The 18289-nt window shown below is 69.4% G+C and carries 13 protein-coding genes; 2 read left to right on the plus strand and 11 right to left on the minus strand.

What is annotated here, in order from left to right:
- Nucleotides 1-18: 18 nt before the first annotated feature.
- The 11 genes from ABZ312_RS17505 to ABZ312_RS17555 all read right to left on the minus strand — a co-directional run bounded on the left by ABZ312_RS17505 (nucleotide 19) and on the right by ABZ312_RS17555 (nucleotide 16146).
- Complete coding sequence (locus ABZ312_RS17505) at nucleotides 19-1530, minus strand: amino acid permease (protein ID WP_500321825.1); 1512 nt, start codon at nucleotides 1528-1530, stop codon at nucleotides 19-21.
- A gap of 147 nt (nucleotides 1531-1677) precedes the next feature.
- Nucleotides 1678-3606, minus strand: a complete 1929-nt coding sequence (gene dxs, locus ABZ312_RS17510) for a 1-deoxy-D-xylulose-5-phosphate synthase (protein WP_500321827.1) — start codon at nucleotides 3604-3606, stop codon at nucleotides 1678-1680.
- Nucleotides 3607-3742: 136 nt separating this feature from the next.
- Nucleotides 3743-5044: a sugar ABC transporter permease gene (locus ABZ312_RS17515; protein WP_500321828.1), complete on the minus strand. Its 1302-nt coding sequence runs from the start codon at nucleotides 5042-5044 to the stop codon at nucleotides 3743-3745.
- Complete coding sequence (locus ABZ312_RS17520; protein ID WP_499514582.1) at nucleotides 5041-5829, minus strand: sugar ABC transporter ATP-binding protein; 789 nt, start codon at nucleotides 5827-5829, stop codon at nucleotides 5041-5043. The genes ABZ312_RS17515 and ABZ312_RS17520 overlap by 4 nt, the downstream gene beginning before the upstream one ends.
- 187 nt (nucleotides 5830-6016) lie before the next feature.
- Nucleotides 6017-7120, minus strand: coding sequence for a sugar ABC transporter substrate-binding protein (locus ABZ312_RS17525; RefSeq protein WP_500321829.1), 1104 nt, complete (start codon nucleotides 7118-7120; stop codon nucleotides 6017-6019).
- A 146-nt stretch (nucleotides 7121-7266) separates the two neighbouring features.
- Nucleotides 7267-8463 (minus strand): ROK family transcriptional regulator, encoded by a 1197-nt coding sequence (locus ABZ312_RS17530; protein WP_499514580.1) that lies wholly within the window; start codon nucleotides 8461-8463, stop codon nucleotides 7267-7269.
- A gap of 227 nt (nucleotides 8464-8690) precedes the next feature.
- On the minus strand, nucleotides 8691-9626 hold the full coding sequence (locus tag ABZ312_RS17535) for a carbohydrate ABC transporter permease (protein WP_500321830.1): 936 nt from the start codon (nucleotides 9624-9626) through the stop codon (nucleotides 8691-8693).
- Between the two features lie 16 nt (nucleotides 9627-9642).
- A complete protein-coding gene (locus ABZ312_RS17540) occupies nucleotides 9643-10575 on the minus strand; it encodes a carbohydrate ABC transporter permease (RefSeq protein ID WP_500321831.1) in 933 nt (310 codons plus the stop codon).
- A 105-nt stretch (nucleotides 10576-10680) separates the two neighbouring features.
- Nucleotides 10681-12072 (minus strand): N-acetylglucosamine/diacetylchitobiose ABC transporter substrate-binding protein, encoded by a 1392-nt coding sequence (ngcE, locus tag ABZ312_RS17545; protein WP_499514577.1) that lies wholly within the window; start codon nucleotides 12070-12072, stop codon nucleotides 10681-10683.
- 266 nt (nucleotides 12073-12338) lie between these two features.
- Complete coding sequence (gene acnA, locus ABZ312_RS17550; RefSeq protein WP_500321833.1) at nucleotides 12339-15053, minus strand: aconitate hydratase AcnA; 2715 nt, start codon at nucleotides 15051-15053, stop codon at nucleotides 12339-12341.
- A gap of 265 nt (nucleotides 15054-15318) precedes the next feature.
- Entirely contained in the window at nucleotides 15319-16146 is an 828-nt protein-coding gene (locus tag ABZ312_RS17555) for an isocitrate lyase/PEP mutase family protein (RefSeq protein ID WP_500321834.1), read from the minus strand.
- 133 nt (nucleotides 16147-16279) lie between these two features.
- Between ABZ312_RS17555 and ABZ312_RS17560 the strand changes: the two genes are divergently transcribed.
- Together ABZ312_RS17560 and ABZ312_RS17565 are read left to right on the plus strand one after the other, a co-directional pair.
- Nucleotides 16280-17770: an AlkA N-terminal domain-containing protein gene (locus tag ABZ312_RS17560; RefSeq protein ID WP_500438075.1), complete on the plus strand. Its 1491-nt coding sequence runs from the start codon at nucleotides 16280-16282 to the stop codon at nucleotides 17768-17770.
- Between the two features lie 3 nt (nucleotides 17771-17773).
- Nucleotides 17774-18280, plus strand: a complete 507-nt coding sequence (locus ABZ312_RS17565; protein WP_500358068.1) for a methylated-DNA--[protein]-cysteine S-methyltransferase — start codon at nucleotides 17774-17776, stop codon at nucleotides 18278-18280.
- Nucleotides 18281-18289: the final 9 nt, after the last annotated feature.

Below are 18289 nucleotides of genomic sequence, written 5' to 3' on the forward strand. Positions count from 1 at the left end.
CCCTCCGGGTGCGTCAGCTCACCTCTGCCGGGACGGTGTGCGGACCCGGCTGTGCCGGTAGCCGTAGAGGAAGTAGACGAGGAAGCCGAGGGCCATCCAGATGGCGAACCGCAGCCAGGTCTCGGCGGGGAGGTTGAGCATCAGCCACAGCGTGGCGAGCACCGACACCGCGGGCAGCCACGGCACCAGCGGGGTACGGAAGGCACGCGGCAGGTCGGGGCGGGTACGGCGCAGCACCACGACGCCGATGGCGACGACGATGAACGCGAAGAGGGTGCCGATGTTCACCAGCTCGGCCAGTTCCTCGATGGTCGTGAAGCCCGCGACGATCGCTACGATGCCGCCGAGCAGGATCGTCGAGCGGTAGGGCGTGCCCCGGGTGGGGTGCACCCGGGAGAAGAAGCGCGGCAGCAGCCCGTCGCGGCTCATCGCGAAAAAGACCCGGCTCTGCCCGAGCAGCAGGATCATGCAGACCGTCGTCAGGCCCACCACCGCGCCGAAGGCGATCAGCCCGGCCCAGAAGGGGTGGCCCACCGCCTTGAAGGCGTCGGCCAGCGGCGCGTCCACCGTCAGCCGGGTGTAGTGCTGCATGCCGGTGACGACGATGGAGACGGCGACGTAGAGCACGGTGCAGATGATCAGCGAGCCGAGGATGCCGCGCGGCACGTCCCGCTGCGGGTTCCTGGTCTCCTCGGCGGCGGTGGCGACGATGTCGAAGCCGATGTACGCGAAGAAGACCACAGCCGCCGCGGTGAAGATGCCCATGACGCCGAACTGGGACGGCGTGAAGCCCGAGATCAGCTGGATGAGCGGGGCCTTGATGCCTGCCTGCGCCCCCTCGGACGGCACGGCGGGCGGGACGAACGGGGTGTAGTTGTGGGCCTTGATGAAGAACGCGCCCACGATGATGACGATCAGCACCACGGTGACCTTGATGGCGACCACCACGGAGGTGACCCGGGCCGACAGCTTCATCCCGGCGACCAGGACGGCGGTGAGCACGGCCACCAGCAAGAAGGCCAGCAGGTCGAAGTGGAAGCCGCTCTGTTCGCCGCCGGACAGCACGGACGGCAGGTGCCAGCCCCAGTTGTCCATGATCGAGCGCAGGTAACCGGACCATCCGACGGCGACCACGGCGCAGCCCAGCGCCAGTTCCAGCACGAGGTCCCAGCCGATGATCCAGGCGGGCAGTTCGCCGAGGGTGGCGAAGGAGAAGGTGTACGCGGATCCGGCCACCGGCACCGTGGAGGCGAACTCCGCGTAGCACAGGGCGGCGAGCGCGCACACGACGCCCGCGGCGACGAAGGACAGCGCGACGGCCGGGCCCGCGTTCTCCTTCGCCACCTTGCCCGTGAGGACGAAGATGCCGGTGCCGATGACGACGCCGACGCCGAAGACCGTGAGGTCGAGGGCGGACAGCGACTTCTTGAGCGCGTGCTCGGGCTCCTGGGTGTCCCGCAGGGAGTCCTCGACCGATTTGGTACGGAAGAAACCGCTCCGACCCTTCGCAGCGTTACCGCCCACGTCCACCGGCGCACCTCCACAGTTGTTCCTGCATCACAGCACCCGCAGATGCTTGTGACCGGATCTGGCGCGCCTACACATCAACAGAAGGGCCGGGCGATCACCCATTGGGGTGTCGCCCGGCCCGGTGGTGCCAAGGACGGGGAGCGGCCGTCAGTCGCCCGCGACCTGGGGCGCGGGCTCGTCGGCGTAGCGGCCCCCGAGCCGGCTGACGAGGCCGGTCACCTGGCGCGCGACGTCCGGGGCGGTCAGCCCGATCTCGGCCATGACCTCCTTGCGGCTGGCGTGGTCGAGGAACTCCTGCGGGATGCCGAAGTCACGCAGCGGCACGTCCACGCCGGCGTCGCGCAGCGCCTGGGCGACGGCGGAGCCGACACCGCCGACGCGCCCGTTGTCCTCGACGGTGACGACGACCCGGTGGCCGGCCGCGAGACCGGGCAGGGCCGGGTCGACGGGCACGACCCAGCGGGGGTCGACGACGGTGGTGGTGATGCCCTGGGCGTCGAGCAGGTCGGCGATCTCCAGGCACATCGGGGCGAGCGCGCCGACGGAGACCAGCAGCACGTCCGGCTTGGCGTCCTCGCCCTGGGGCTCGGCCCGACGCAGCACGTCCATGCCGCCGACCGTGCCGACGGCCTTGACCGCCGGGCCGACCGCGCCCTTGGAGTAGCGGACCACGGTCGGGGCGTCCGGTACCTCGACGGCCTCGCGGAGCTGGGCGCGCACCTGGTCGGCGTCGCGCGGGGCGGCGATCCGCACGCCCGGGACGACCTGCAGGATCGACATGTCCCACATGCCGTTGTGCGAGGCGCCGTCGGTGCCGGTGATGCCGGCCCGGTCCAGCACGAAGGTGACGCCGCACTTGTGCAGCGCGACGTCCATCAGGACCTGGTCGAAGGCGCGGTTGAGGAAGGTCGCGTAGACGGCGACGACCGGGTGCAGGCCGCCGGTCGCCAGGCCCGCCGCGGACACCACCGCGTGCTGCTCGGCGATGCCGACGTCGTAGACGCGGTCGGGGAACGCCTTGGCGAACTTGTCCAGGCCCACGGGCTGGAGCATCGCGGCGGTGATGGCCACGATGTCCTTGCGCTCCCTGCCGAGCTTGACCATCTCCTCGCCGAAGACCGAGGTCCAGTCGGCGCCGGAGGCCGCGATCGGCAGGCCGGTGTCGGGGTGGATCTTGCCGACGGCGTGGAAGCGGTCGGCCTCGTCCTGCAGGGCGGGGGTGTAGCCGCGGCCCTTCTCCGTCAGGCAGTGGACGATGACCGGGCCGCCGAAGCGCTTGGCGCGCTGCAGCGCGGACTCCAGGGCGGCGACGTCGTGGCCGTCGATCGGGCCGACGTACTTCAGGCCCAGGTCCTCGAACATGCCCTGCGGGGCGATGAAGTCCTTGAAGCCCTTCTTGGCGCCGTGCAGGGTCTCGTACAGCGGCTGGCCGATGACCGGGGTGCGCTCCAGCAGTTCCTTGGTGCGGGTGAGGAAGCGCTCGTAGCCGTCGGTGGTGCGCAGCGTGGCGAGGTGGTTGGCGAGGCCGCCGATGGTCGGCGCGTAGGAGCGCTCGTTGTCGTTGACGACGATGACCAGCGGGCGGTCCTTGGCGGTGGCGATGTTGTTCAGCGCCTCCCAGGCCATGCCGCCGGTCAGCGCGCCGTCACCGATGACGGCGACGGTGTGGTCGCGCTTGCCCAGCTGCTCGTTGGCCTTGGCAAGGCCGTCGGCCCAGCCGAGCACCGTGGAGGCGTGGCTGTTCTCGATCACGTCGTGCTCGGACTCGGCGCGCGAGGGGTAGCCGGACAGGCCCCCCTTGCTCTTGAGCTTGGAGAAGTCCTGACGGCCGGTGAGCAGCTTGTGGACGTAGGACTGGTGCCCGGTGTCCCACAGCACCTTGTCCCGCGGCGAGTCGAAGACACGGTGGAGCGCGATGGTCAGTTCGACGACACCCAGGTTCGGCCCCAGGTGCCCGCCCGTCTTGGAGACCTCGTCGACCAGGAAGGTACGGATCTCGCCTGCCAGCTCGACCAGCTGCTCCGGGCTGAGCCGGTCGAGGTCGCGCGGTCCCTTGATACGGGTCAGCAGAGCCACCCGTGCCTCCTTGTTGTCGCTTTCCGGTTTCCCGAGTGTATGTGTTCGCGTTTTCAGCTCCGCACACACCCGTGCCCGGCGCTGGGATGATCTTCCCTGCGCCGGGCACGTCACGCCACTGGTGCGGTGCGGAACCTCAGCCGCGACCCGAGGCCTTCTGGCTCTTGCGGGACACCGAGTCGATGACCACGGCGGCGAGCAGCACCGCGGCGGTGATCATGTACTGGAGCGCGGTGTTCATGTTGAGCAGGTCCAGGCCGGTCTGGATGGACTGGATGACCAGCATGCCGAGCAGCGCGGACCAAACGTTTCCGCGGCCGCCGAAGAGGCTGGTGCCACCGATGACCGCGGCAGCGATGGCCAGCATCAGGGTGTTGCCGCCGCCGGCGCCCAGGGTCGCCGTGAAGGTCTGCGCGGCGAAGAACAGACCGCCGAGCGCCGCGAAGCCGCCGGAGATGGCGAACACCGAGATGCGGACCATGGCGACGTTGATGCCGGCGCGACGGGCGGCCTCGATGCCACCACCGACCGCGAACACCTTGCGGCCGTAGGAGGTACGCCGCAGCACGAAGTCCGTGACGACCAGGGCCGCCAGGAAGACCACCAGCGCGTTGGGCACGCCGCTCGCCTGGTTCAGGACGTACGCGGCGACGAAGGAGACGACCGCCAGGGCGCCCACGCGGAAGGCGATCTCGCCGGTGGGCCGGAACGGGACGCCGGCCGCACGACGCCGCCGCTGCTCGATCAGCGAGCCCGCCAGCATGGCCACGGTGCCGAGGCCGGCCAGCAGGTAGGCGCCGGAGATGTCCTGGTCCATGAAGAAGGAACGCTGGCCCAGGATGTGCAGCGGGCCGTCGTCCGGGATCGAGAGGCTTCCGCTGTCGCCGAGCAGCTGCAGCATCAGGCCGTTCCAGCCGAGGAAGCCGGCCAGGGTGACGACGAACGCGGGGACGCCGATCTTCGCGAAGAACCAGCCGTGCAGGGCACCGATGAGGATGCCGGTGACGATGGCCAGGATCATGGCCAGCCACGGGTTCATCCCGTGATTGGTCACGAAGATGGCGAAGACGGCGGAGGCCAGACCGCTGACCGAGCCGACCGACAGGTCGATCTCACCGAGCAGCAGCACGAAGACCAGACCAATGGCGAGCATGCCCGTGGCGGCCAGGAAGAAGCCGATGTTGGCCAGGTTGCCGGCACTCAGGAAGTTGCTCGACTGGGTCTGGAAGATGGTCCAGATGATGATCAGGCCGATGATGACCGGCAGCGAACCGAGCTCACCGCCGCGCACCTTGCGCTTGAACTCGGTGAGGTAGCCCTTGAGGCCCTCTTCACGCACGAGCAGCCGCGGGTCGACCACGGGCACCGCCGCCGAGGACGCGTCCTCGACCGACGCTGCCACCACGTCCTGCTTTACGGTCTTCGACGTGTCGCTCACTTTGCAGCCTCCGTGCGCCGCCCCTGACGGCGGGTCACGGCATTGTCCGTGGCACCGGTGATGGCGGAGATGATGTCTTCCTGGGACGTGCTCTTGACGTCGAAGACGCCGTTGTTGCGGCCGAGCCGCAGTACCGCCACCTTGTCGGCGACGGCCTTGACGTCGACCATGTTGTGGCTGATGAGGATGACGGCGAGGCCGCGCTCGCGCAGCCGCTCGACCAGGTCGAGCACCTGGGCGGTCTGCTCGACACCGAGGGCGGCGGTGGGCTCGTCGAGGATGACCAGCTTGGGGTCACCGATCAGGGCGCGCGCGATCGCGACGACCTGACGCTGACCACCGGAGAGGCTGGCGATCGGGATGCGGACGCTGGGGATGCGGATCGACAGCGTGCTGAGCAGCTCCCGGGACCGCTTCTCCATCATGACCTCGTCGATCACGCCGGCGCGCTTGATCTCGCTGCCGAGGTAGAGGTTGGCGACGACGTCGAGGTTGTCGCACAGCGCGAGGTCCTGGTAGACGGTGGCGACGCCCAAACCCTGGGCGTCGTGCGGCCGGTTGATGTTGACCGGCTTGCCTTCCCACTCGATGACGCCGTCATCGATGGGGTGCACACCGGCGATCGTCTTGACCAGGGTCGACTTCCCTGCGCCGTTGTCGCCTACGAGCGCGACGACTTCTCCGGCGTGAACCTCCAGGTCGACATCGGTGAGTGCCTGGACCGCACCGAATCGCTTGGAGACTCCGCGCAACGCCAGCACGGGCGTAGCGGACACGTGAACCATCTCCTTCGCCGCCTGACCGGCGGGGATGCCGCGCTTGGAGGGGCGCGGAGTTTTGTGCAAGCTGCACAGCTTTGCGTGAACTGGAACGGACTGTCTGTCCGGCGCCCGCCCCGTCAGCGGGGTCTGTTGGACGGGGCGGGCGCCGGACAGGTTCGCGTGGCGGCCTCCGGGGGGAGGGCCTGCCGTGTTACTGGAGGCCGGCGGCCTTGCAGGCCTCGGCGAACTCGGCCGTGCAGATCTCCGCGACGGACCACAGCTTGTCGGCGACGACCGTGTCCTTGACGTTGGCCTTGGTGACCGAGACCGGGGTCAGCAGCTGGGACGGGACCTTGTCGCCGGAGCCGCTGGTCAGCGAGGTGGTGGCCAGCGAGTCGATCGCCTTGCCCTCGACCAGGTTCACCGCGAGCTGGGCGGCGGCGTCGGCCTCGGGCTTGAACGCCTTGTAGACCGTGCTGGACTGGCTGCCCGCGATGATCCGCTGGATGCCCGCGAGTTCGGCGTCCTGACCGGTCAGCGGGATGCCGCTGATGCCGGCGCCCTTGAGGGCAGTGGCGATACCGCCGGCCATGCCGTCGTTCGCGGCGTAGACGCCCGCGATCTTCTTGGCGCCGATCTGGGTGATGGCCGCCGTCACCTTCTGGTTGGCGACGGTGTCCTTCCACAGACCGCTCTGCTCGTAGGCGATCTTGACCTTGCCGTCGAGGACCTTGTGGGCACCGGCCTTGAACAGCGCGGCGTTCGGGTCGGCGTCGTCACCGTTGATCATGACGACGTTCGCCGAGGGCTTCGCCTTGTCGCCCAGCGCGTCGAGGAGCGCCTGGCCCTGCAGCTCGCCGACCTTCTCGTTGTCGAAGGAGACGTACGCGGAGACCGGGCCCTGGGCCAGACGGTCGTACGCGATGACCTTGATGCCCTTGTCGACGGCGGCCTGGACGGAGGACTTGATGGCAGCGGCGTCCTGGGCGCTGATCACGATCACCTTGACACCCTTGGTGATCATGGTGCTGACCTGCTGGGCCTGCTTGCCGGAGTCACCCGCGGCGTTCGCGTACTGAACGTCGCAGTCCGCGCACAGTTCCTTGACCTTGGCCTCGAACAGCGGCTTGTCGAACTTGTCGTAGCGCGCGGTGACGCTGTCGGGGAGCAGCAGACCGATGGTCTTGCTCTTGCTGCCGGCGCTGCTGCTGCCGCCGTCCGCCTTGTCGTCACCGGCCTTGCCGCACGCAGCAACGGAAAGGGCCATGGAGACGGCCGCGGTGCCGATCACGACGCGACGCATCATTGCGTTCATGTGGGGTTGCCTCCCTGACAGGGCCGCAAAAGACTGCGGCCGAGGTGAGCGTGAGTCAACTCGGCAACAGCCTTGACGTCAAGAAGTAAATACTTAACGAGATGGCAACGGTGCGTTTCGTTATCTAGATGAACGCAGAGTGATCTCTACGGCACAGCAACCGCTGCGGGAACGTTAGCATCCAAAAGGGACGAATCGCCCACTTCGCTGAGGGCCAGCGCCAGGGCGCCCAGGACCTCCGCACGGGCCCCGAGGCCCCCTGAGACCACCGAAAGCCTACGGGCCGCGCTGGGGATCGCGTACCGCGCCACCGACTCCCTGATGGGCGCCAGGACCAGCTCCCCGGCCTCCGCGAGATCGCCGCCGAGCACCACCCGGCTCGGGTTCAAGAGGTTGGCGAGGCTGGCGACACCCATGCCGATGTGCCGGCCGACGTCCGCGATCACCCGGCGGCAGCCGGGGTCGCCCTCCCTCGCGAGCTGCACCATGCGCGCCAGGGTCAGGTCGGGGCCGTGGCTGCCGCGCAGCAGGTCCAGCACGTAACGGGCGGCGGTGAAGGTCTCCAGGCAGCCGCGGTTGCCGCAGCGGCAGACCGGGCCGGACTCGTCCAGCGTGATGTGGCCGATCTCGCCCGCGGTGCCGCCGGGGCCGCGGTAGATGCGGCCGTCGATCACCAGCCCGGCGCCGACACCGCTGGCCACCTTGATGTACGCCAGGTCCTTCACGCCCCGGCCGCCGCCCCAGACCAGCTCCCCGAGGGCACCGAGGTTCGCGTCGTTGTCCACCTGGACGGGCATGCGCAGCCGCTCGGCCAGTTCCTGGCGCGGGTTGATGCCGCCCCACCCCGGCAGGATGGCGGTGGACCCGAGCGCGCCGGTCTCCACGTCGATCGGGCCCGGGACGCCGAGGCCGACGCCGATCACCTTGTCGGCGTCGATGCCGCTCGACTCGATCAGCCGCGCGACGAGCTGCTCGGCCCGGTCGAAGCCCTCGGAGGCCGAGGCGTCCACGTCGATCGGCTCCGACTGCTCGGCCAGCACCTGGTGGGCCAGGTTGCCGACCGCGACGCGCAGGTGGGAGTGCCCGAAGTCGACACCCACGACGACGCCCGCGTCGCCGGACAGCGCCACCGCACGGGCCCGGCGGCCTCCCGAGGAGGTGGGCGTGACCTGTACGGTCCCGTTGTCGCGCAATTCGCGGACGATGTTGGAGACCGTCGCCGCGGACAGCCCCGTCGTACGGGCGATCTCCGCCTGCGTCAGCGAACCCGCCAGCCGTACGGCCCGGACCACCCGCTCGAGGTTGGCCCGGTGCAGCGACGACTGGGACCCCGGAGTCTCCACGACCATTCCACTCCTGCCGAACCGGACGGGAGCCACGCCGATGAGACCCCGTCGTCTACAACATGTGAACTCTAAGCAAGCCTTTAGGCTCGCTTCCCGTCAAGGGGCAGAACCAGACCGCTGACGTAATGCCCGAAAAATCCAGAAGCGGCCCCGCATACGGCGGGACCGCTTCCGCTCCGGCGTCCGGGCGAACGGACGGCGGGCCACGTGGAGTGACCTTCCGGTTACTTCAAGGTGCCGGCCGTCAGACCCGCCTGCACCTGCCGCTGGAAGGACAGGTAGACCACGAGCACCGGCAGCATCGCGATGGTCATGCCCGCGAAGAGCGCCGGGTAGTCACCGGAGTACCCCTGCTGCTGCGCCAGGTTCACCAGGCCCTGGGCCAGCATCGAGCGGTCCGGGTCGCTGCTGGACTGCTGCTGCTGCAGGGTCATCGGCAGGATGTACTGGTTCCACTGGCCGAGCACGTTGAAGATGCCCACGCTGATCAGGCCCGGCTTCGCCATCGGCAGCATCACCTGGAAGAAGGCCCGGGAGTGGGAGCAGCCGTCGATCATGGCCGCCTCGTGCACCGCCGTGGGCAGGGTCCTGAAGAAGGAGTGCATGAAGAAGACGGTGAAGGGCAGCGAGTACGCGACGTAGACCAGGATCAGGCCCTGGTAGGTGTTGAGCATGCCCAGGTTGCTGACCATGAAGAACAGCGGCACGAGGGCGAGGTACACCGGGAACATCGCGCCGCCGACGAACAGGTAGAAGATGATCCGGTTGCCGGGGAACTCGTAGCGCGCCAGCACGTACGCCGTCATCGACCCGAGCAGCATCGTCAGCGGCACCGAGAACACCAGCACGATCACCGTGTTCACGAAGAAGTCGCCGATGCCCTTCTCCCAGGCCCGGGAGAACGCGTCGAAGGACCAGTGCGAGGGCCAGGACCAGGCGCTCGCGCCGATCTCGGAATTGTTCTTGAAGGATCCGAGGATGATCCAGCCCAGGGGCAGGAGGATCAGCACGCCCCACAGGACCAGGAAACCGTGCGAGAAGACGTTCAGCGACGCGCCGCCGTCGGCGAAGCGTTCCCGTTCCGTCTTCTTGCTGCCGATGGTGGTGGGCTGCCCCTTGAAGACCGGTACCGGAGTGGGCTGCTTGATGGGAGTGGCCATGGGATGCGCTCCCCGCTCAGTACTCGATGCGATCGCGGCGGGAGACCCGCAGCGCGATGGCGGAAAGGATCAGGGTGAGGAAGAGGATGACGACGCCCATCGCACAGGCGTAGCCGCTCTTTCCGAAGGTGAGGAAGTTGCGCATCAGGTAGGTCGCCATGACCTCACCGTGGTAGTCGGGACCGCCGCCGAAGTTCGATCCCGGAGTGAGGACCGAGGCCAGGGCGAAGAAGTCCATCGCGGCGATGGCGAGGTACACCCAGGCCGTCTGCACGCTGTCCCACAGGAGCGGGAGGGTCACCTTGAAGAAGGTCTGCAGGCGGCCAGCGCCGTCCAGCAGGGCGGCCTCGTAGATGTCCTTGGGAACGGACTGCATGGCCGCGGAGAACAGCACCAGGTAGAAACCCACACCGGCCCAGATCTGCACGCCGAGCAGGCACCACATCACCAGGTTGGGACTGTTCAGCCATTCGATCGGGGCCTGAGGATCCTCGAGGTGCAGTTTGATCAGGATGCCGTTCAGCAGGCCGCTTCCGTCACTTCGGTAGACCGCCTGGAAGAGCACGATGAGAATGGCGACGGAAAGCACCTGGGGGAAGAAGAAGATCACCTTGTAGAAGGCGGATCCGTGCACCCCGCGGACACCCGTGGTGCCGCCGCGGCCGCCCACGTTGAGCATGAAGGCGAAGAAGAGCGCCAGCAGGATCGTGATCACCGGAAGGAACACCAGAAGCAGCACGTTGTGCTGGAGCGCCTGCAGGAAGACGTGGTCCCCGAAGAGCGTCGTGTAATTCTTCAGACCGACGAAATGCATCTCCTGGGACTGCCCGGACCAGTCCGTCAGGGAATACCCGAACGTCTGCAGGTACGGCCAGATCACGAAGACGACGTAGAGCACGACCGGAATGAAGAGGAATCCCGCGATGAACGGGTACTTGCGGTATCGCATGGCGCTGCTCCTGCCATCGGGTAGACCGTCGCACCGGGGCCCCGAACGCCCCCTGGACCATCAGGGGGCACCGGGGCCCCGGTGCGCAAGGGCCGGTGGGAACGTTTAGCCCTTCTTGGCCTTCTCGGCCGCCGCCTTGACCCGCTTGAGCCAGTCGGCGGGCTTGATGCGCTTGGCCATCAGCTCGGCACTGGCGTTCTGCACGTCCGTGTCGAAGGCGCTCTGCGTGTTGGGGTAGTTGTAGTTGAAGACGTTGCTCCCGGCCGCGCTGAGCGCGGTGACGGTGGACTTGGTGCCCGGGCGCAGCTGGACGTCGGAGCCGACGCCGTCCTTGAGCACGGTCAGCGAGTTGGCCGTCTGGGCGAACTGGCTCGACGCTTCCTTGGTGAGCATGATCCGCAGGAACTCCAGGCCGCCGGCCTGGTTCTTGGCCTTCTTCGGGACGATGAAGGGCTCACCGGCGCCGGCCCGGATCGCCTCGAAGGGCAGCTTGTCGCCGTCCAGGGAGGGGATCGGCAGGAAGGTCATCTCGAAGTCCGCGGGGGTGGCCTTCAGCTGCTCGTTCTCCAGCCACGAACCGCAGGGGATGAAGGCCGCCTTGTACTCGTTCCAGGCTGTCTGCGACTCGATGTGGGTCATGCCGTTGGTGCCGGGGAGCAGGTAGCCCTTGTCGGCGATCTCGTAGACCGCCTCGACGGCCGCCTTGGCGGCGGGCTCGTCCCACACCGTCGGGTCGAGGCTGTCGATCCGCTTCACCAGGTCGGGACCGCCCTGCTTGGCGATGAGGTCCATGACCACGATGTTGATGTAGTAGGGGTACTTGCCCTGGTGGCAGAAGGGCGCCATGCCGGACTTCTTGATCTCCGCGCAGAGCGACATGAAGTCGGCCCAGGTCTTGGGCGCGGTCCAGCCCTTCTCCTTGAAGAGCTTGCCGGAGTACCACAGGCCCCAGACGGTGTAGATGTAGGACAGCTGGTACATCTTGCCGTCGTCGAAGCTGCCCGTCTCGATGGTGCCGGGCTGCAGGACGTCCCTGACCTTCTTGCTCGGGTCGTCGATGTAGGGCGCGTCGAGGAGCGGGGTGAGGTCGGTGAGCTGGCCGCTCTTGTAGAGCACGTCCAGCTTGATCTGCTGCGCGCCCGAGTCGTCGACGACGTCCGGCGGGTTGCCGGCGTTGAAACGGGGCTGGAGCTTGCCGGTGATCTCCTGGGTGCCCAGGTGGCTGATCTTCGCCCCGTCGAACTTCTTCCCGTAGAGCTTCTCGAACGCCTTGGCGTAGTCGTCGCCGTAGCCGCCCTTGAAGATCACGACGTCCAGAGGGGCGTCGTTGGCCACGCCGAAGGGGTTGTCCTTGGACTTCTCGCCCTTCTCGGTGGCCTTGTTGTTGCCGCTGCCGCTGGACGCACAGGCACTCAGCAGACCCGCGGCCGGAGCGGCCAACAGGCCCACCGCTGCAGCCCGCTTGATCAGATCGCGCCGGTTGACGTCGGATCTCATGCTCAAGTCCTCACCTTCTCCAGGACCCATGCGGTGCGGAGTTGAATCTGTGCACGGGCCACGCACCCGTTGTTCCCCCCGCGCAAGCCCGCGTTCAGCGGGCCTCCTGGACGCCGACAGGTATAGTCCACTTCCCGCGAGGTGGGCAAGGTCATGCGCGCTTTTGACGGACAGCTTTCCCTAGTTGAGACCTGCCGGTAACGCGAACGGGCCCGCACCCCCGGCAGGGGTGCGGGCCCGTTCGTCGGGTCCGGACGCGGTGATCCCTACTTGCGGATCAGGGAGCGCAGGACGTACTGCATGATGCCGCCGTTGCGGTAGTAGTCCGCCTCACCGGGGGTGTCGATGCGGACCACGGCGTCGAACTCGACGCCGGTGTCGGTCGTCACCTTGACGGTGCGCGGCGTGGTGCCGTCGTTGAGCTCGGTAATGCCGGTGAACGAGAAGGTCTCCTCACCGGTCAGGCCCAGCGAGGCCGCCGAGGCGCCCTCGGGGAACTGCAGCGGCAGGACGCCCATGCCGATCAGGTTCGAGCGGTGGATGCGCTCGTACGACTCGGCGATGACGGCCTTGACGCCCAGCAGCGCGGTGCCCTTCGCGGCCCAGTCGCGGGAGGAGCCGGAGCCGTACTCCTTGCCCGCCAGGACGACCAGCGGGATGCCGGCGGCCTGGTAGTTCTGGGAGGCGTCGTAGATGAACGACACCGGGCCGCCGTCGGCGGTGAAGTCGCGGGTGTAGCCGCCCTCGGTGCCCGGCGCGATCTGGTTGCGCAGGCGGATGTTGGCGAAGGTGCCGCGGATCATGACCTCGTGGTTGCCGCGGCGGGAGCCGTAGGAGTTGAAGTCACGACGCTCCACACCGTGCTCGGTGAGGTACTTGCCGGCCGGGGTGTCGGCCTTGATCGCACCGGCCGGGGAGATGTGGTCGGTGGTGACCGAGTCGCCCAGCTTGGCCAGCACGCGGGCGCCGGAGATGTCGGTGACCGGGTCCGGCTGGTCCTTCATGCCCTCGAAGTACGGGGGCTTGCGGACGTAGGTCGACTGCGGGTCCCACTCGAAGGTGTTGCCGGTCGGGATCGGCAGCGACTGCCACTGGGCGTCGCCGGCGAAGACGTCCTGGTAGGACGAGGCGAACATGTCCTGGCCGATCGCGGCGGCGACGACCTCGTTGACCTCCTGCTCGGAGGGCCAGATGTCCTGCAGGTGGACCGGCTTGCCCTCGGTGTCGGTGCCGATGGCGTCCCTGGTGATGTCGACCTTCATGGAGCCGGCGATGGCGTACGCGACGACCAGCGGCGGGGACGCCAGGTAGTTCATCTTGACGTCCGGGTTGATCCGGCCCTCGAAGTTGCGGTTGCCCGACAGCACCGAGGTGACGGCCAGGTCGTGCTCGTTGACGGCCTTGGAGACCTCGTCCGGCAGCGGGCCGGAGTTGCCGATGCAGGTGGTGCAGCCGTACCCGACCAGGTTGAAGCCCATCTTGTCCAGGTACGGGGTGAGGCCGGCGCGGTCGTAGTAGTCCATGACGACCTTGGAACCCGGGGCGAGCGTGGTCTTCACCCACGGCTTGCGGGTCAGGCCCTTCTCGACCGCCTTCTTGGCCACCAGGGCGGCGGCGACCATGACGTACGGGTTCGAGGTGTTGGTGCAGGAGGTGATCGCGGCGACGGTGACGGCGCCGTGGTCGATCTCGTACGTGGACCCGTCGGGAGCCGTCACCAGGGTCGGGCGGGTCGGGACGCCGTTGGTGGCGGCCGGGGAGTCGGAGGCCGGGAAGGACTCCTTCCCGGACTCGTCCGCGGTGTCGACGTAGTTGCGCACGTCGCTCTTGAACTGCTCGGCGGCGTTTGCGAGGACGATGCGGTCCTGCGGGCGCTTGGGGCCGGCGATGGAGGGTACGACCGTGGAGAGGTCCAGCTCCAGCTTCTCGGAGAAGTCCGGCTCGGCGGCCGGGTCCAGCCACAGGCCCTGCTCCTTGGCGTACGCCTCGACGAGCGCGAGCTGCTGCTCCGAACGGCCGGTCAGCTTCAGGTAGTTAATGGTCTCCGCATCGATCGGGAAGATCGCCGCGGTGGAGCCGAACTCCGGCGACATGTTGCCGATGGTGGCGCGGTTGGCGAGCGAGGTGGCGGAGACGCCCTCGCCGTAGAACTCGACGAACTTGCCGACGACACCGTGCTTGCGCAGCATCTCGGTGATGGTCAGCACGAGGTCGGTCGCGGTGGTGCCGGTGGGGAGCTCGCCGGTCAGCTTGAAGCCGACGACGCGCGGGATCAGCATGGAGACCGGCTGGCCGAGCATGGCGGCCTCGGCCTCGATGCCGCCGACGCCCCAGCCCAGCACGCCGAGGCCGTTGACCATGGTGGTGTGCGAGTCGGTGCCGACGAGGGTGTCGGGGTAGGCCTGGCCGTTCCGGACCATGACGGTGCGGGCCAGGTGCTCGATGTTCACCTGGTGGACGATGCCGGTGCCCGGCGGGACGACCTTGAACTCGTCGAACGCGGTCTGGCCCCAGCGCAGGAACTGGTAGCGCTCCTTGTTGCGGCCGTACTCCAGCTCCACGTTCTGCGCGAAGGAGTCCGGGGTGCCGAACTTGTCGGCGATGACCGAGTGGTCGATGACCAGCTCGGCCGGGGCCAGCGGGTTGATGCGGGACGGGTCGCCGCCCAGCTCCTTGACGGCCTCGCGCATGGTGGCGAGGTCCACCACGCAGGGCACGCCGGTGAAGTCCTGCATGATCACGCGGGCCGGCGTGAACTGGATCTCCTGGCTCGGCTGGGCCTGGGAGTCCCAGCCGCCGAGCGCACGGATGTGGTCGGCCGTGATGTTGGCGCCGTCCTCGGTGCGGAGCAGGTTCTCCAGCAGCACCTTCAGGCTGTAAGGGAGGCGCGCGGAGCCCTCGACCTTGTCCAGCCGGAAGATCTCGTACGACTCGTCGCCCACCTGCAGGGTGCTGCGGGCGTCGAAGCTGTTCGCCGACACGACAGTCTCCTTCGTAACTTTGCGCGTACCACCGCAATGCTGCCGCTTCGACCCCTGGCCGATCCGCTAAGGTAAGGCTAAGTAAGGTGAGCCTTACCTCTGGCGGCAGCGGTGCGCCTTGGCAGATATCTCGATGTCGAGATAACTCTAATACATCACCGCTGCCGGGTCATGCGCTGGGCCGCCCGTATGCGGCATCACGCCCTTTCCCATGCCCCCGGGGGTCCGTCCCGCCCCGCCTGGGTGCCGCCGTGAGGCCCCGCGCTCAGGCCTGCGGGAGCATCAGTGCGTTGAGCTCGCCCCAGGGGATGCCGCCCGCGGCGGCGGCGTACGTGCCGGTGGCGAGGAGCTCGCGGGCGGCGCGGTCGACGAGGGCGTAGGCGGCCTCGGCGACCGCGCTGCCGAGGCTGACGCGCGCGGCGCCGGCGGAGGCCAGCACGGACACCGGCGGCGCGCCGGGCCCCGCGAGGATGCCGACGGGGGCGTCGATGCCCTCGGCCAGGGCGGCGACGACGGCCGGGTCGGTCACGCCGGGCACGAAGATGCCGTCGGCGCCCGCCGCGAGGTAGCCGGCGGCACGCTCCAGGGTCTCCCCCAGGTCGCCCGCGCCCCGCAGGAAGGTGTCGGTGCGGGCGTGGACGAACAACGGCACCCCGGCCTCGTCGGCGGCGCGGCGGGCGGCGGCGATGCGGGCGGCCTGTCCGTCGGCCGTGCGCAGCGGCGCGGGGCCGCCGTCGTGGGAGTCTTCGATGTTGATCCCGACCGCGCCCGCGGCCAGCACCGCCCGCACCGTCTCCGCGACGCCCTCGGGGTCGGCCGCGTAGCCGCCCTCGACGTCGGCGCTGACCGGGACGGAGACGGCCGCGGCGACCCGCGCGGTCAGTTCCAGCGCGAGGCCGCGGTCGACGTGGTCGCCGTCCGCGGTGCCCAGGGTCCAGGAGACCCCGGAACTGGTGGTGGCGACGGCGGCGGCCCCGGCGCGCTCGGCGACGCGGGCACTGGCGGCGTCCCAGGCGTTGGCCAGGAGCAACGGGCGCCCGGGGACGTGGAGGGAGCGGAAGAGTTCGGCCTTGGCCTTGAGTTCGCTGATCACGGACCGCAGTCCATCACCGGCCGGGGCCCGGGTCCGGCGGATTTCCGACACGTACGTCCCGCGCCGCCTCCCCGTACGTCCACGTCGGATTCTCGCTAGCCCCGGCCCGCGCGGGCCACGGATGCTGGGGGATGTGCATGAGGACTTCGAGCGCTGTGTGCGCGCCGTGCAGTCGAAGGACTCCCGTTTCGACGGGTGGTTCTTCACCGCGGTGCTGACCACCCGCATCTACTGCCGGCCCGGCTGCCCCGCGGTGCCGCCGAAGCCGCGGAACATGACCTTCTACCCGAGCGCGGCCGCCGCCCAGCAGGCCGGGTTCCGCGCCTGCAAGCGCTGCCGCCCCGACGCCGCCCCCGGTTCCCCGCGGTGGAACGAGCGGGCGGACCTGGTGGCCCGCGCCATGCGCCTGATCGCGGACGGGGTCGTCGACCGGGACGGCGTACCCGGGCTCGCGGCACGTCTCGGCTACAGCACCCGGCAGGTGGAGCGGCAGCTGCGGGCCGAGCTCGGGGCCGGGCCGCTTGCCCTCGCCCGTGCGCAGCGGGCGCAGACGGCCCGCCTGCTGGTCGAGACCTCGGCGCTGCCCATGGCCGACGTCGCCTTCGCCGCCGGCTTCAGCAGCATCCGCACCTTCAACGACACCGTGCGCGAGGTCTTCGCGCTCACCCCGAGCGAGCTGCGGACGCGGGCGGCACGGGGGCGGCACCGCGCCCCCGCCGCCGACGTGGCGGGCTCGCTGGCGCTGCGGCTGCCCTTCAGGGCACCGTTGTGCCCCGGCAACCTCTTCGGGCACCTGGCCGCGACCGCCGTGCCGGGCGTGGAGGAGTGGCGGGAGGGTGCGTACCGCCGCACACTGCGGCTGCCCCACGGCCACGGGATCGTGGCCCTGCGGCCCGAGCCCGACCACGTCGCCTGCCGACTCTCCCTCACCGACTGGCGGGACCTGTCGCATGCGATCAGCCGCTGCCGGTGGCTGCTCGACCTGGACGCCGACCCGGTCGCCGTCGACGGGCTGCTCCGGCAGGACCCGCTGCTCGCCCCTTACGTGGACAAGGACCCCGGGCGCCGGGTGCCGCGCACCGTGGACGGGCCCGAGTTCGCGGTGCGCGTGGTGCTCGGCCAGCAGGTGTCGACCGCCGCGGCGCGCACGCTGGCCGGCAGGCTGGTGGCGGCGCACGGAGAGCCCGTCGCCGACCCCGGGGGCGGGCTGACCCACCTGTTCCCCTCGCCGTGGGCGCTGACGGCCCTGGACCCGGGGTCCCTGGCGATGCCGGGCACCCGGCGGGCCACGCTGACCTCCCTGGTCGCCGCGCTCACCGAGGGGCGCCTGGACCTGGACGTCGGCAGCGACTGGGGGAAGGCCCGGCGGCAGCTCGCCGCGCTGCCGGGCTTCGGCCCGTGGTCGGTCGAGGTGGTCGCGATGCGGGCGCTCGGCGACCCGGACGCCTTCCCCGCCACCGATTTGGGCGTACGGGCGGCCGCGGAAAAACTGGGCCTCCCCACGACCCCCGCGGCCCTCGTCCGGCGGGCCGCGGCCTGGCGGCCGTGGCGCGCGTACGCCGTGCAGCACCTGTGGGCGACCGGCGACCACCCCGTCAACGTCCTGCCCGCCGAACCGGCCTGAGGAATGATCATGTCCCTTCGCACGCACGCCGTGATCGACAGCCCCGTCGGGCCGCTGACCCTGGTCGCGACCGACGGCGTCCTGTCAGGTCTCTACATGCCCGCGCAGCGTCACCGTCCGCCGGAGGAGTCCTTCGGCGCGCGCCGCGACCCGGTGACGTCGCCGTTCGCGCGGGCCGCCGAGCAGCTGCGGGCGTACTTCGCGGGCGAGTTGACCGCCTTCGACCTGCCGCTGGACCTGCGCGGCACCGCCTTCCAGCAGCGAGTCTGGGCGGGTCTGCGGGCCATCCCGTACGGCACCGTGATGACGTACGGTCAGCTGGCGGAGGAGCTCGGCAGCCCCGGCGCGTCGCGCGCCGTCGGACTCGCAGGCGGACGCAACCCGGTCGGCATCATCGTGCCCTGCCACCGTGTGGTCGGGGCCTCCGGCAGCCTCACCGGATACGGGGGCGGACTGGAGCGCAAGCGGTACCTGCTGGACCTGGAGCTCGGGTTGCCATCTCATATGTGAGATAGTCTC

This window comes from Streptomyces sp. NPDC006207 (assembly GCF_040613835.1).
Taxonomy (GTDB): domain Bacteria; phylum Actinomycetota; class Actinomycetes; order Streptomycetales; family Streptomycetaceae; genus Actinacidiphila.

What these genes read in the sequence shown, in the direction of transcription:
- ngcE (WP_499514577.1), bottom strand. Translation starts at nt 12,072, where the DNA reads ATGAGATCCGACGTCAACCGGCGCGATCTGATCAAGCGGGCTGCAGCG.
- ABZ312_RS17565 (WP_500358068.1), top strand. Translation starts at nt 17,774, where the DNA reads ATGATCATGTCCCTTCGCACGCACGCCGTGATCGACAGCCCCGTCGGG.
- ABZ312_RS17540 (WP_500321831.1), bottom strand. Translation starts at nt 10,575, where the DNA reads ATGCGATACCGCAAGTACCCGTTCATCGCGGGATTCCTCTTCATTCCG.
- ABZ312_RS17535 (WP_500321830.1), bottom strand. Translation starts at nt 9,626, where the DNA reads ATGGCCACTCCCATCAAGCAGCCCACTCCGGTACCGGTCTTCAAGGGG.
- ABZ312_RS17525 (WP_500321829.1), bottom strand. Translation starts at nt 7,120, where the DNA reads ATGAACGCAATGATGCGTCGCGTCGTGATCGGCACCGCGGCCGTCTCC.
- ABZ312_RS17520 (WP_499514582.1), bottom strand. Translation starts at nt 5,829, where the DNA reads ATGGTTCACGTGTCCGCTACGCCCGTGCTGGCGTTGCGCGGAGTCTCC.